This is a genomic window from Nocardia mangyaensis (genome assembly GCF_001886715.1).
Taxonomy (GTDB): domain Bacteria; phylum Actinomycetota; class Actinomycetes; order Mycobacteriales; family Mycobacteriaceae; genus Nocardia; species Nocardia mangyaensis.
In genome coordinates, this window is sequence record NZ_CP018082.1 from 6,609,792 (window position 1) to 6,623,059 (window position 13,268).

A 13,268-nucleotide genomic window follows, 5' to 3' on the forward strand; every position below is an offset into this window, starting at 1 on the left:
GTCACCCCGGCCGGGCGCCCGCTCTCGATCTTCCAGAGCGGAACCCGCCCTGATCAGGGCTGATATTGCTACCGTTTCCTCACAGTGCCGATTATCGGACGTGAGGTCGATTGTCACCTGGACATAACGTTCGGTAAATCGAGCGCAACGACAGGTGCGGATGATCGTGGGTATGACAGGGGAAGCTGACATCCGCGGCGCGGACACTGTGCGTACACAGTGCTCGTATTGCGGTGTCGGTTGCGGCATCAGCGTCCAGTCCAAGACTGATAAGTCCGGCGCGCGGGTCATCGCCAAGGTCACCGGGGACAAACTGCACCCGGCGAACGCTGGCCGACTGTGCACCAAGGGTGCGACCCACGCGGAGATGATGGCCGCGCCGGGCCGGATGGACACCGCCTTCCGCCGCCCCGAGCGCGGGCAGGTCCCGGTAACGCTGCCGGTCGACGAGGCCGTGCACGAGACCGCCACCCGGCTGCGCGCGATCCTCGACGAGCACGGCCCCGACGCCATCGCCCTCTACGTCTCCGGACAGATGTCACTGGAAGCCCAGTACCTGGCCACGAAACTCGCCAAGGGCTACCTGCGGACCAAACACATCGAAGCCAATTCGCGGCTGTGCATGGCCAGCGCGGGCACCGGCTACAAGCAGTCACTCGGCGCGGACGGTCCGCCCGGCTCCTACGACGACTTCGAGCACGCCGACCTGTTCCTGGTCAGCGGTGCGAACATGGCCGACTGCCATCCGATCCTGTACCTGCGGATGGCCGACCGGCTCAAGGCGGGCTCCAAGCTGATCGTGGTGGATCCGCGCCGCACCGAGACCGCCGCCCGCGCCGACCTCTTCCTGCAGATCGCGCCGGGCACCGACCTGGCCCTGCTCAACGGTCTGCTGCACCTGCTCGTCGCCGACGGCGCGATCGACACCGCGTTCATCACCGAGCACACCGAGGGCTGGGACGCCATGCCCGAGTTCCTCGCCGACTATCCGCCCGCCCGTGTCGCCGAGCTGACCGGCCTGGCCGAAGCCGACATCCGCACCGCGGCGACCATGATCGCCGAGGCGGGCGAGTGGATGTCGCTGTGGACGATGGGCCTCAACCAGTCGACGCACGGCACCTGGAACACCAACGCGTTGGTGAACCTGCACCTGGCGACCGGAGCGATCTGCCGACCGGGCAGTGGCCCGTTCTCGCTGACCGGACAGCCCAACGCGATGGGCGGGCGGGAGATGGGGTACATGGGCCCCGGTCTGCCCGGCCAGCGCAGCCTGCTCTCCCCCACCGACCGTGCCTTCGTCGAGACGGCGTGGGATCTGCCCGCCGATACCCTGCGCACCGAAGCCGGACCCGGCACCATCGACATGTTCCGTGGCCTGGCCGACGGCGAGATCAAGGCCGCCTGGATCATCTGCACCAATCCGGTGGCCACCGTGGCCAATCGCAAGACGGTGATCGCCGGGCTGGAAGCGGCGGAGCTGGTCGTCGTGCAGGACACCTACGCCGAGACCGCCACCAACGCCTACGCCGATCTGCTGCTGCCCGCCGCCCTGTGGGCGGAAACCGATGCGGTGATGGTGAACTCGGAGCGCAACGTCACCCTGCTGCAGCAGTCCGTCGATCCGGTCGGCGACGCCCGGCCCGACTGGCTGCTGATCGCGCAGGTCGCCACAGCCATGGGGTTCCCTGGTTTCGACTTCACCTCCAGTGCCGAGGTATTCGCCGAGATCCAGCAGTTCACCAATCCGGCGACCGGCTACGACCTCAGCGGGATGAGCTACGAGCTGCTGCGCGAGGGCCCGATGCAGTGGCCGTGCGGAGACAGCGAATCGCGACGCAATCCGATCCGCTATCGCAACGACGGTGTCCACCAGCCACTGCACGTCGACGAGCACGGCGTCACCCCGCGGCTGGCATTCGCGACGCCGAGCCGCCGCGCGGTGTTCTTCGCCCGCCCGCACCTGCCCGCCGCCGAACTGCCCGACGACGACTACCCCTTCCTGCTCAACACCGGTCGTCTGCAACACCAGTGGCACACGATGACCAAGACCGGCAAGATCACCAAGCTGACCAAGCTCAACGGCGCGCCCTTCGTCGAGGTGCATCCCGAAGACGCCGAGCGCCTCGGTCTCGCGGCGGGCGACGAGCTCGAGATCGCCTCGCGCCGTGGTCGTGCCGTGCTGCCGGTGCAGATCAGCGACCGGGTCCGCCCGGGTGACTGCTTCGCCCCCTTCCATTGGAACGACGAACAGGGTGAATACCTGACGATCAACGCGGTCACCAACGACGCGGTCGATCCGGCTTCTCTGCAACCGGAGTTCAAGGCGTGCGCGGTGGCGCTGCGCCGGGTCGGGCCGGTCGCCAAACCCGAAGAGGCGCCGTCGCAGCCGATCACGCATCCGCTGGCCGCGATCCTCGGCCTCGACGCAGGCACCGCGCCGTCGCTCAGCGAGACCGAACTGGTCTATCTCAGCGGCTTTCTCGCCGCACTGCAGTCACTTCCGGTGACCGGCCAGCCGGTGCTGCCTCCCAGCGCGCCGCTGTCCATCCAGTCGCGATTGTGGGTCGATGGCTTGCTGGCGGGCATGTACTCCCGCGGTACCGGCGGCGCGGCCGAGACCGTCGGCACCGTGCCGACCGCGCCGCCGGTGACGGTGCTGTGGGCCTCCCAGACCGGGAATGCCGAGGAGCTGGCCACCACCGTCGCCACGCGACTGTCGGAGGCGGGACTCATCCCGTCGGTGCTCGATATGGACTCCTGTGAGCTCACCTCGCTGTCGGGCGATGTTCTCGTCGTCACCAGTACCTTCGGCGACGGCGGGCCGCCGGACAACGGCGCCGACTTCTGGACCAGGCTCGCGGACAGCGCCGCTCGGCTCACCGGGGTGCGGTACGCGGTCTTCGCCCTGGGCGACTCCTCCTACGACGACTTCTGCGGCCACGGCCGCAAGCTCGACACCCTGCTCGCCGAGCGTGGCGCGCAGCGGCTGCTGCCGCGGGTGGACAGTGAACCGGACTTCCTCGACACCGCCGAGCAGTGGCTCGACGAGGTGCTGGCCGTGCTCACCACCGGGCCCACCGACCCCGGGGGCGCACCGCACGACGTCACACCTCCGCACGGCGGTTCACCCGTGTCCGCCAACAGTGCCGCGCCCCAGTCGAATCCGGTCCGCACGTCCCCCATCGGCCGCGGTGGCGGCGCCATCGTGCTCGATCGTGCCGCTGCGCCGGCTCCCGGCCGAGTCCAGCGCACCACCGCACCCTTCACCCGGCACGCGCCGGTCCGCGCCACTCTCGTCCGCAACGAGACGCTCAGCGCCCCCGGCTCGACGAAAGAGGTGCGCCGCTTCGGTTTCGACCTGCGCGACCTCGAAGCCGACTACGACGTGGGCGACTCTCTGGGCGTACTGCCCGCCAACAGCCCCGAACTGGTCGAGGAATGGCTGACCTCGACCGGCCTGGACGGTCGCCGCGTGCTCGACGTCGATGACCGCGAGCTCACCCTCACCGACGCCCTGCGCACCCACTACGACATCACCAAGGTGAGCCAGGACCTGCTCGGCTTCATCGCTGAACGCAACCCGAACCCGCAGCTGGCCAAGCTGCTGCGCCGCGACAACCGCAACGAACTCGCCAGCTACCTGTGGGACCGCCAGGCCGTGGACGTGCTGCGCGATTTCCCGGTGCGCACCGACCTCGTGGACTGGCTCGGCGTCTTGAAAAAGCTGCAGCCGCGCCAATATTCGATCTCCTCCAGCCCGCTGACAACCCCCGACGAGGTGCAGCTGACGGTCGGCGTCCTCCGCTACGGCGACCCGGTGGGCAACGCGGCCCGCCGCGGCGGGGTGTGCTCGACCTTCCTGGCCGACAGAGCAGGCGCCGCGGTGCCGATCTTCCTGCAGCGGGCACCGCATTTCCGCCCGCCCGCCGATCCGAACGCCCCGATGATCATGGTGGGCCCCGGCACCGGCATCGCTCCTTTCCGCGGCTTCCTGCACGAGCGCCAGGCACTGGGTGCGACCGGCCGCAACTGGTTGTTCTTCGGTGATCAGTACTCCGAGCAGAACTTCTACTACCGCACCGAACTGGAGGACATGTTCCGCTCCGGCTTCCTCACTCGCCTGGACCTGGCCTTCTCCCGTGATCAGCGCGAACGGGTCTATGTGCAGCACCGGATGATCGAGCACGGCGCCGAACTGTGGTCGTGGCTGCGCGACGGCGCTCACTTCTACGTCTGCGGCGATGCTGCCCGGATGGCCAAGGACGTTGACGACACCCTGCTGCGGATCGCGCGGATCCACGGCAAACTGGACGAACCGGCCGCCCTGGCCTTCAAGAAGCAGTTGGTCGCCGAGAAGCGATACGTGCGCGACGTGTACTGACTCAGGCCGCCCGGACGGCTGGCGGGTTGAGGCGGGTGAAGTCCGGGAGCCGGTGGTACGGGTAGTACGGGTACGGGGGTGTGGTGGCGCTCGCTGCGTCGAGCGCGGCCAGGTGCGCCGGGTCGAGTTGCCAGCCAACGGCGCCGAGGTTCTGGCGTAGCTGTTGCTCGTTGCGGGCGCCGAGGAGGACGGTGGCGACGGTGGGGCGGGTGAGTAGCCAGTTCAGGGCGATCTGCGGGACGCTGCGGCCGGTGTCGGCGGCGATGCGATCGAGTACTTCGACCACGGTGTACAGGTGTTCGTCGTCGACGGGTGGGCCGGCCTGCGCTGTCTCGTGCAGCCTGCTCCCGGCGGGAAGGGGCTGCCCACGACGGATTTTCCCGGTGAGTCTGCCCCAGCCGAGCGGGCTCCAGACGATCGCGCCGACGCCCTGGTCGGCGCCGAGGGGCATCAGCTCCCATTCGTAGTCGCGGCCGACGAGCGAGTAGTAGACCTGATGGGCCACCGGCCTTTCCAGGCCGAGGGCCTCGGCGGTGGACAGGGTTTTCATCAGCTCCCAGCCCGCGAAATTGGAGACACCGAGGTAGCGGATCTTGCCCGCGCGCACCAGATCGCCCAGGGCCGTCAGGGTTTCCGCCAGGGGGGTGCCCGCGTCGAAGGCGTGCAGCTGGAACAGATCGAGGTAGTCGGTGCCGAGTCGGCGCAGCGACGCATCGACGGCGCGGATCAACCTGGCCCGGCCGGAACCGGCCTCGTGCGCGCCCGGCCCTGTCGGCAGCGCGGACTTGGTGGACAGGATCACCTGGTCGCGCCTGCCCTTGATCGCCGCGCCCAGCACTTCCTCCGAGGCACCATCGGAGTAGACATCAGCCGTGTCGAACAGGGAGACGCCGGCTTCCAGGCTGATGTCGACCAGCCGCCGCGCCTGCGCGGCATCGGTATCGCCCCATGCGCTGAACAAGGCGCCGCGGCCCCCGAAGGTGCCCGCACCGAAACCGAGCGCGGGAACGAGCAGACCGGATGCGCCGAGCCGCCGATACTCCATGAGAACTCCTAAGGGGTCTATAGTTCCGTTAACATGATCGACAGTACACGCGATTCGCCTTAAATGAAACAGGAGTTCCGTTATGGAGCACGACATTGCCTGGCCCGGCTCTGTTCGCCCAGGTGGGCGCACCGCACGGGTGCGCGAAGCAGTCCTCGAGGTGGCCGGTGACGTCCTCGCCGATCGAGGTTTCGCGCAGTTGGACCTGGCCGAGGTGGCCGCGGGCGCCGGCGTCGGCAAGACCACCGTCTACCGCCGCTGGCGGACCCCGGCCGGCCTGGTCGCCGACCTGCTCGTCGACATGGCCGAACAGTCGCTCCCCCGCGCCGACACCGGCACACTGCTCGACGACCTCACCGCCAACGCCCGACTGGTCGCGAAGACCCTCGCCGACCCTCGACAGGGCAACCTGTTCCGCGCGGTCATCGCCGCGGCCGCCGGCGACGAGCTGACCGCCACCGCGCTACACACCTTCTACGACACCCGCCTCGCCGAGTGGGCCCCGTGCGTCGAGGACGCCGTCGTCCGCGGCGAGGCACCCGTCGGCACCGATCCGCGCGCGGTCCTGTCCGCCGTCTCGGCCCCGCTCTACTACCGCCTACTGGCCAGCGGCGACCCGATCGACCAGGACGCGGCCGATCGATCGGCCAGGGCAGCCGCTCTCGCCACAGTCGCCGGGACATTCGTCAGCTGAACCGCCACCACGGCCGGAGGTCGACCGCCTGGCCGCCGGGGCAGGAGCCGTGGCTCGTTCGACCAACGCCGCCGCGGGCGCCCGGGATCGCGCATGGTCTGGCCAGGCAAGCACACCCAGCAGGCCATCACCGGACCGTCGAGCGCGCCGGACAATCGACCGATGGGCCGTGATGACCGACCGCCACCGAGATCGCGGGCGTTGACACAGTCGAGCGGAGCCAGGCGATTCTCCCGATCAGACCCGCCGGTCGGCCGCGGCGACCGAGCGCCAGCCGGGGTCGCGACCGGTGAGGCCGAGGAGGCGGTCGAGCGCGGGCGCGTCGGCCGCGACGGACACGACGGGACCGAACAGGCCAGGGGTGCCCGCTGGATCGGTCTCGCCCAGGAAGTCGGACAGAATCGCTAGATCATCAAGGGTGACGGACAGATTCTGCCCGGTCGCGACGGCGAGATCCCACCCGTGGATGACGAGTTCGTCGAGCGCCACGGTGGCCATGACCACGGCGGGCATGGTGACCCCACCGGCCTCCGTCTCGCCCTCCCATGCCTCGGGGGCACACCACGCGGCGGCCAGCGCGTCGAGCTGGACCGGGATACGGGTCTGCCAATCGTCGGGCAGCGGGCTGTCGGCGCCGCTGGGCGGCGGTGCGGAGTGGCCGATCGCCTCTTTGGTCGCCGCTTGGCGGAATGCCTCGCTCAGACCGACGACGTGCGCGAGCAGGTCACGGACGGTGAGGCCGGCGCACGGCGTCGGGTCGGTGAACTGGTCCTCGGTGATGCCGTCGATGACGGCGGCGAGAGACCGGGCGGCGGGGGCGAAATCGAATTGCGTTTCCATGAGCGCTCCTTCGGCGACGAACTGCGGCACCAGTACAGACGATGTTCGGCGCGCGAACTCATCGGCGCGGGTTGCCGCGCGGACCGGATCGGCGCACCCTGGACGTGCAAGGCCCGATCAGTGGCACCACGTCCGAGGCGACGACGACGAACAGGAGCACCGATGATCGACAACGAATCCACACCATTGGACGAGGTTCCCGAGGCCGATCGCGTCGAACAGCAGCGATCGGCCTTCCGCGACGACGACCCCGATGATCCGGACTTCTTCGCCGCCGACGACGAGATGGCGGCCAGCGTCGCCCGCGAGGCCGACCACGCCGATCCGGCGGATGTGATCGAGCAGACCATCGCGGTCCCGTTCGATGAGGAATTCGTCGCCGAGGAGCCCTAGCCGGTGATCTTCGCCCGCACGGTGGTGTGCAGTTCGCGCAGGCTCGACCGCTCGGTCGCGACCTCGAGGACCCGCAGCCCGTGCGCGTCCGAGGCCAGTTCCACGGCCAGTTCGGCGGGATCGACCTGGCGGTGCGGGATCCGGTAGGCGGCGCACAGCGCGGCCAGGTCCATCCCGTGCGGGGTGCCGAAAACCCGCTCGAACACCCCCGCGTACTGCGGATCGCCCTGCTCGAGCAGTTCGAAGATGCCGCCGCCGTCATCGTTGGCGACGACGATCGTGAGGTTGTCGGGGCGCGGTTCGCCGCGACCGATCAGCAGGCCGGAGGCGTCGTGCAGGAAGGTCAGGTCGCCCATCAGGGCCACCGTGCGACCGGAATGGGCCAGCGCGGCGCCGACCGCACCGGAGACGGTGCCGTCGATCCCGGCGACACCGCGATTGGACAGCACTCTGACACCGGGGCGCGGACTGGAGACGAGTGCCGCGTCGCGCACGGGATTCGAGGCGCCGAGCAGCAGTTGGTCGCCCGCGCGCAGCGCGCCCATGACGACGGCGGCGACGTGCAGACCGGTGGCCTTGGGGTGCGCCGCCAGCTCGGCGCGCACCACCGCCTCGGCCCGGTCGTTCAGTTCCGCGCACCGGGTGAGCCACTCGGGACGCGGCGCGCCGGTGGTGACCGCGCGGGTACCGGTGCCCACGACGTTGCCGGAAACATCGGGCCAGCGCGGGCCGGTGGTGAGGGCGAACACGGTGACGTTCGGATCGGCCAGCACCCGCGAGACCTGGCGATGCAGGGTCGGCCGGCCGGTGATGATCGCCTGGGCGGGCTTCAGCAGCGACAGCGCCAGCGGATGCAGCGCGGGACCGTGCATGGGGGCGGTGGGCTCGGCCACGGTCGGCAACTCGGCCAGTTCGGGACGCAGACCGGCGCCGTGGCCGGAGATGACGACGGTGTCGGGGGTGAGATCGATGTCTAGGGGCACGTCGAGGGTGGCGTATTGGGTCGCCGTCCACGGCCGTTCCCCGTCGCGGCCCCTGGGCAATGGGTCCTCGGACAGCTCGGGGACCAGCGGTTCGCGCAGCGGAATATCGAACTGCACCGGCCCCGCGTTGCCGGAACGGGTACCGCGCGCGGCGGCGAGCACCCGGCAGACCGCCGAGCGCCACACACTGTTCTGGCGCGGGTACACCGACTCTCCCGCCTCGGCCTCTGCCAGACCGAGACTGATGGTGGCGCGGACCTGGCTGCCGAACAGACCGAGCTGTTCCACTGTCTGGTTGGCGCCGGTGCCGAGCATCTCGTAGGGGCGGTTCGCGCTCACGACGATCAGTGGCACCCGCGCGTAGTTGGCCTCCAGCACCGCGGGACCGAGATTGGCCACGGCGGTACCCGAGGTCATCACGACCGGGACCGGCCGCCCCGAGGACACCGCGAGCCCGACCGCGAGGAATCCGGCGGTGCGCTCGTCGACACGCATGTGCAGCCGCAACTGCCCGGCCACGTCCGCGGCCTGCAGGGCGAAGGCCAGCGGGGCGTTGCGCGATCCGGGACACAGCACGACCTCGCGCACACCCCCGCGCACGAGTTCATCGACAACCACGCGCGCCTGTGCTGTTGACGGATTCACGATTACCAGCCTGACAGACCTGCCACCGAAGCGCTGCCGCTGCCCCCTGTTAACCGGAACACGCACTCGGCGCCGATTACAGCGATGCGACGGCAATCCAGTGCGCCGCAAGCGAAGTCGCAACGACACCCAGCATGACCAGTCAGCAATCTTGTCGCTATCGATGCGGCAAATCAAGAACGAAAGAACACACAAAAAAGCGGTGGCGAACCATTGGGCCCGCCACCGCTTTATCGCGCAGTTCCGCTGAATTACTCGGCGGGAGCGTTCAGATCGTTGACACCGAGAATGATGTCGATGATGTTCACACCGGTCGAGGTGAGGTTGTTCAGGGCCGAGCTGCCGGTGTCGAGGATGCCGACACCATCGGCCAGCGCGGCGGAGCCGGTGCCGAGCCCGGCGAGGGCGGCCGAACCGGTGCCCAGCGCGGTGGCGAGGACGGGGGCACCCGCAGCGGCCGAACCGGTGCCACCTGCGGCGGCAGCCGAACCCGAGCCACCGGCAGCGGCGGAACCCGCGGCACCGAGAGCAGCCGAACCGCTGGCCGAACCGGTGACGGCGTTGGCCATGGCGGCCGGACCGGCCAGAGCGAACGCGACAGCACCGGCGACGACGAGAGACTTGCGCATCATGAGAATTCCTTTCGGCCCGCCGGGGCAGGCTGACTTTCTTGCGGACAACCGAAAGCTAATCGATTCCAGATCGAATTATCCAATCCGTTATACGTGGCGATAATCACCGTGAATTCTGCGCAAACCAGATGTTTTCAGAATGTTAAATCATCGCGAAACTCGCATGTGACGCTCGCGCGCAAAAAGGCCGCTATCGGCGGGGAACGCGGTGGCAAACCCTCAGCAGCGCACCGGCGGAAGGGCCACACGAAGGTTACGAATGTTAATCGCCGATCCGTGACCCACGGCACAGCGGAGATCTCGGACCGGCCTCAGCGGCTCGGAAACACTCCAGGCCGCACACCGTCGGGCGGTGTGCGGCCTGGAGAACTACCAGCCGCGGCCGACGGCGAGCCGAAGGAGCTCGGACTCGCCGTCGAACGCGAAAACGATCAGCCTGCGTGCTTCTGCACCAGGTCGGCCACGCGCGGCAGGGCCTCGATGACGTGCTTCTTGGCCGAACCACGCATCGACGAATACACCTTCTTGAGCGCGGGGCGAGTGGACGCCTCGGCACGGGCATCGGTGACGGCCAGCAGAGCCTCGGCCGCCTCGTCGGACTTCGCCGTCAGCAGATCGGCGAAGGTGCCGGTGCCCGACGCGGTGAATTCGGCCCAGTACGGCTGGAGCTGGTCGAGCAGCTTCGGCGCCAGCGATGCGAGGGCATCGGGAACGATGGTCGGGCTGATCTTCTTGACCGCCGCGTATCCACCCTTCACGGCCAGGCCGGACGCACCACCTTTGTCCGAGACCTCGGCGTCGAGAACCTCGACGGCGTCAGCAAGGAAAGCAGGACGCTTGGTGTCGTCGAGCAGGGATTCAGACAGTGCTGCAACCACTTTCAGGTTCCTCCGGATCGGTTCGATGAACGAGCAGGCGCAACTATACGCATCGGGTCTCGAGAACACGCGGCGACCGCTCCACCTGCGGTGTTACGACCTCGTACCGGAGCGCCCGACGGTAGGGCAATAATCGTGGTCGTGACTTTCGATCCGAAGTTGTGGCGACCCGTCCCCGGGTTCGAGGACCTGACCGACATCACCTATCACCGGCACATCGAGCAGGGCACGGTCCGGGTGGCGTTCGACCGGCCCGAAGTGCGCAACGCGTTCCGCCCGCACACCGTCGACGAGCTCTACCGCGCGCTCGATCACGCGCGTATGTCGCCGGATGTGGGCGCGGTGCTGCTCACCGGCAACGGGCCGAGCCCCAAGGACGGCGGCTGGGCGTTCTGCTCTGGCGGCGATCAGCGCATCCGCGGGCGCAACGGCTACCAGTACGCCGAGGGCGAGACCGCCGACACCGTCGACACCGCGCGTGCGGGCCGCCTGCACATCCTCGAGGTGCAGCGACTGATCCGGTTCATGCCCAAGGTCGTCATCGCGCTGGTGAACGGCTGGGCCGCCGGCGGCGGGCACAGCCTGCACGTGGTCTGCGATCTGACGCTGGCCTCGCGCGAGCACGCGCGCTTCAAGCAGACCGATGCCGATGTGGGCTCCTTCGACGGCGGTTACGGCAGCGCGTATCTGGCCAAGATGGTCGGGCAGAAGTTCGCCCGCGAGATCTTCTTCCTCGGCAGGCCCTACACGGCCGAGGAGATGCACCAGATGGGCGCGGTGAACAAGGTCGTCGACCACGACAAGCTGGAGAACGTCGCGCTGGAGTGGACCGCCGACATCAACGGCAAATCCCCGCAGGCCCAGCGCATGCTGAAGTACGCGTTCAACCTGCTCGACGACGGCCTGGTCGGCCAGCAGCTGTTCGCCGGTGAGGCGACCAGAATGGCGTACATGACCGACGAAGCGGTCGAGGGCCGCGACGCGTTCCTGGAGAAGCGCAAGCCCGACTGGGCGCCCTACCCCTGGTACTTCTGAGAACGGACTCCCCCATGGAAATTCTCAACAGCCGGATCATCTTGCGCCCCAGCGACTACGCGCGCACGCTGGAGTTCTACCGCGACGGGCTCGGTTTGGCGATCTCGCGCGAGTACCCGGGCGGCACGGTGTTCTTCGCCGGGCAGTCGCTGGTCGAGGTCGCCGCACACGGCGGCGGGGAGCCCGGTCGCTTCGACGGCGCGATCTGGCTGCAGGTCCGCGATGTCAGCGACGCGGCAGCGGAGTTGGCGCTCAAGGGAATTGCGATCGAGCGAGCGCCGGAGCTCGAACCGTGGGGACTGTGGGAGATGTGGGTGCGTGACCCCGACGGGATCCCGATCGTGCTGGTCCAGGTGCCTGCCGAACATCCCATCCGGCGGGATCAGCGCTGGTCGGCGGAGTGAGTGGCGATCGGGCGCGGTCGACCCGAGTTGCCGATGCGGGTCCGGCCGCGCACGATAGCTGCGAGCAAGCGCAAACAGACCCGTCGGCCGGGTCTGGTCGGTCGCATGACACGATCGAAGCCGTGAGGGCGCGCAGGAAGCTGTATCCGGAGGTGTTGGCGTGAGCAGGACCCTGCGGACGCTGCAGATGCCGACCGGTTCCGGTGTCGGCGAAGTGCTTCCCCATCTGCGCCAAGCCCTCGACGGCAGCGGTCCGGCCTGGCTGCCGATCCCGACCACCGATCGGCGTGAGGCACGCAGGCTCTCCGACGCGCTCAAGCCCGGCGATCCGATCGACGACGATGTCGCCTTGGTGGTGACGACGTCGGGAACGACCGGCATCCCCAAAGGCGCCCTGCTCGGCGCCGAAGCCCTGCGGGCCAGCGGCAACGCCACCCACGACCGCCTCGGCGGGCCGGGCAGCTGGCTGCTGGCACTGCCGACCCACCACATCGCGGGCATCCAGGTCCTGCTGCGCAGCATCCTGGCCGGGACCGAGCCGACCGTGCTCGACGTGTCGGGTGGATTCCTGCCCGAGGCGCTGGCCGGCGCGGTCGGCGCGATGCGTGGGCCACGGCGCTACACCGCGCTGGTGCCGACGCAGCTGATCAAGTCGCTGGATTCGCCGGTGGCTGCCAAGGCGCTGGCCGAACTCGACGCCGTGCTGGTCGGCGGGGCGGCGACGCCGCTGCCCGTCTACGACCGGGCACGCGCGCTGGGGATCAACGTCGTGCGGACCTACGGGATGAGCGAGACCTGCGGCGGCTGCGTCTACGATGGCGTACCGCTGCACGGCGCGCGGATCCGCATCGAGGACGGCCGGGTGATCCTCGGCGGGGCGATGATCGCACGCGGCTATCGCAATCTGCCCGATCATCCCGCCTTCGCCGAGCCCGGCTGGTTCCGCACCGAGGACGCGGGCACCTTCGACGACGGTGTCCTCTCGATCACCGGCCGCCTCGACGAGGCCATCATGACCGGCGGACTGCTGGTGATCCCGCAGGTCGTGGAGGCCGTGCTGGCCAATCACCCCGGTATCCGGGAGTGCATCGTGCTCGGCCTGCCCGACGAGCGGCTGGGTCAGCGGGTGGCGGTGGCGATCGTGCCGACGCCCGGCGCGACGCCGCCGACGCTGGAGGAACTGCGCGTCCACGTGGTCGCCGAACTCGATTCGATCGCGGCACCGCGCGAACTGGCCGTACTCGACGAGATCCCGCTGCGCGGGCCCGGCAAACCCGACCGCGCGGCCCTGCGCGAGCACCTGCTGGCGAACACTCCGCACTGACCTCTTGCACGGCC

11 protein-coding genes are annotated in these 13,268 nt (G+C 69.0%); 6 read left to right on the forward strand and 5 right to left on the reverse strand.

The features are described 5' to 3' along the window. The first annotated feature begins 160 nt into the window (after positions 1–160). Complete coding sequence (locus BOX37_RS29895) at positions 161–4,381, forward strand: bifunctional nitrate reductase/sulfite reductase flavoprotein subunit alpha (protein ID WP_071930533.1); 4,221 nt, start codon at positions 161–163, stop codon at positions 4,379–4,381. A gap of 1 nt (position 4,382) precedes the next feature. Here the strand turns inward: BOX37_RS29895 and BOX37_RS29900 are convergent, their stop codons facing one another. Then, positions 4,383–5,426: an aldo/keto reductase gene (locus tag BOX37_RS29900; RefSeq protein ID WP_071930534.1), complete on the reverse strand. Its 1,044-nt coding sequence runs from the start codon at positions 5,424–5,426 to the stop codon at positions 4,383–4,385. An 82-nt stretch (positions 5,427–5,508) separates the two neighbouring features. Between BOX37_RS29900 and BOX37_RS29905 the strand changes: the two genes are divergently transcribed. After that, positions 5,509–6,120: a TetR/AcrR family transcriptional regulator gene (locus BOX37_RS29905; RefSeq protein ID WP_071930535.1), complete on the forward strand. Its 612-nt coding sequence runs from the start codon at positions 5,509–5,511 to the stop codon at positions 6,118–6,120. 237 nt (positions 6,121–6,357) lie between these two features. On the opposite strand, the gene BOX37_RS29910 is transcribed toward BOX37_RS29905, so the two are convergent. After that, positions 6,358–6,960, reverse strand: a complete 603-nt coding sequence (locus BOX37_RS29910) for a TIGR03086 family metal-binding protein (protein WP_071931991.1) — start codon at positions 6,958–6,960, stop codon at positions 6,358–6,360. 162 nt (positions 6,961–7,122) lie between these two features. Here BOX37_RS29910 and BOX37_RS29915 point away from each other — a divergent pair, with 162 nt between their 5' ends. Continuing rightward, complete coding sequence (locus BOX37_RS29915) at positions 7,123–7,353, forward strand: hypothetical protein (protein ID WP_071930536.1); 231 nt, start codon at positions 7,123–7,125, stop codon at positions 7,351–7,353. On the opposite strand, the gene menD is transcribed toward BOX37_RS29915, so the two are convergent. From menD to BOX37_RS29930, 3 genes are all read right to left on the reverse strand, one after another. Further along, entirely contained in the window at positions 7,350–8,981 is a 1,632-nt protein-coding gene (gene menD, locus BOX37_RS29920; RefSeq protein WP_071930537.1) for a 2-succinyl-5-enolpyruvyl-6-hydroxy-3-cyclohexene-1-carboxylic-acid synthase, read from the reverse strand. The two genes, BOX37_RS29915 and menD, sit on opposite strands and share 4 nt — an antisense overlap. 251 nt (positions 8,982–9,232) lie before the next feature. Next, on the reverse strand, positions 9,233–9,613 hold the full coding sequence (locus BOX37_RS29925) for a hypothetical protein (RefSeq protein ID WP_071930538.1): 381 nt from the start codon (positions 9,611–9,613) through the stop codon (positions 9,233–9,235). 431 nt (positions 9,614–10,044) lie between these two features. Beyond that, on the reverse strand, positions 10,045–10,491 hold the full coding sequence (locus BOX37_RS29930; RefSeq protein ID WP_071930539.1) for a DUF6918 family protein: 447 nt from the start codon (positions 10,489–10,491) through the stop codon (positions 10,045–10,047). Between the two features lie 141 nt (positions 10,492–10,632). Between BOX37_RS29930 and BOX37_RS29935 the strand changes: the two genes are divergently transcribed. From BOX37_RS29935 to menE, 3 genes are all read left to right on the forward strand, one after another. Then, positions 10,633–11,526: a 1,4-dihydroxy-2-naphthoyl-CoA synthase gene (locus BOX37_RS29935; RefSeq protein WP_071931992.1), complete on the forward strand. Its 894-nt coding sequence runs from the start codon at positions 10,633–10,635 to the stop codon at positions 11,524–11,526. Between the two features lie 14 nt (positions 11,527–11,540). Continuing rightward, positions 11,541–11,930: a VOC family protein gene (locus BOX37_RS29940; protein WP_071930540.1), complete on the forward strand. Its 390-nt coding sequence runs from the start codon at positions 11,541–11,543 to the stop codon at positions 11,928–11,930. A gap of 187 nt (positions 11,931–12,117) precedes the next feature. Then, on the forward strand, positions 12,118–13,254 hold the full coding sequence (menE, locus tag BOX37_RS29945; protein WP_071931993.1) for an o-succinylbenzoate--CoA ligase: 1,137 nt from the start codon (positions 12,118–12,120) through the stop codon (positions 13,252–13,254). Positions 13,255–13,268: the final 14 nt, after the last annotated feature.

Bases quoted from the DNA above. Each gene is read 5' to 3' on its own strand.
- BOX37_RS29895 (WP_071930533.1), top strand. From the start codon at position 161: ATGATCGTGGGTATGACAGGGGAAGCTGACATCCGCGGCGCGGACACT.
- BOX37_RS29900 (WP_071930534.1), bottom strand. From the start codon at position 5,426: ATGGAGTATCGGCGGCTCGGCGCATCCGGTCTGCTCGTTCCCGCGCTC.
- BOX37_RS29905 (WP_071930535.1), top strand. From the start codon at position 5,509: ATGGAGCACGACATTGCCTGGCCCGGCTCTGTTCGCCCAGGTGGGCGC.
- BOX37_RS29910 (WP_071931991.1), bottom strand. From the start codon at position 6,960: ATGGAAACGCAATTCGATTTCGCCCCCGCCGCCCGGTCTCTCGCCGCC.
- BOX37_RS29915 (WP_071930536.1), top strand. From the start codon at position 7,123: ATGATCGACAACGAATCCACACCATTGGACGAGGTTCCCGAGGCCGAT.
- BOX37_RS29925 (WP_071930538.1), bottom strand. From the start codon at position 9,613: ATGATGCGCAAGTCTCTCGTCGTCGCCGGTGCTGTCGCGTTCGCTCTG.
- BOX37_RS29940 (WP_071930540.1), top strand. From the start codon at position 11,541: ATGGAAATTCTCAACAGCCGGATCATCTTGCGCCCCAGCGACTACGCG.
- menE (WP_071931993.1), top strand. From the start codon at position 12,118: ATGCCGACCGGTTCCGGTGTCGGCGAAGTGCTTCCCCATCTGCGCCAA.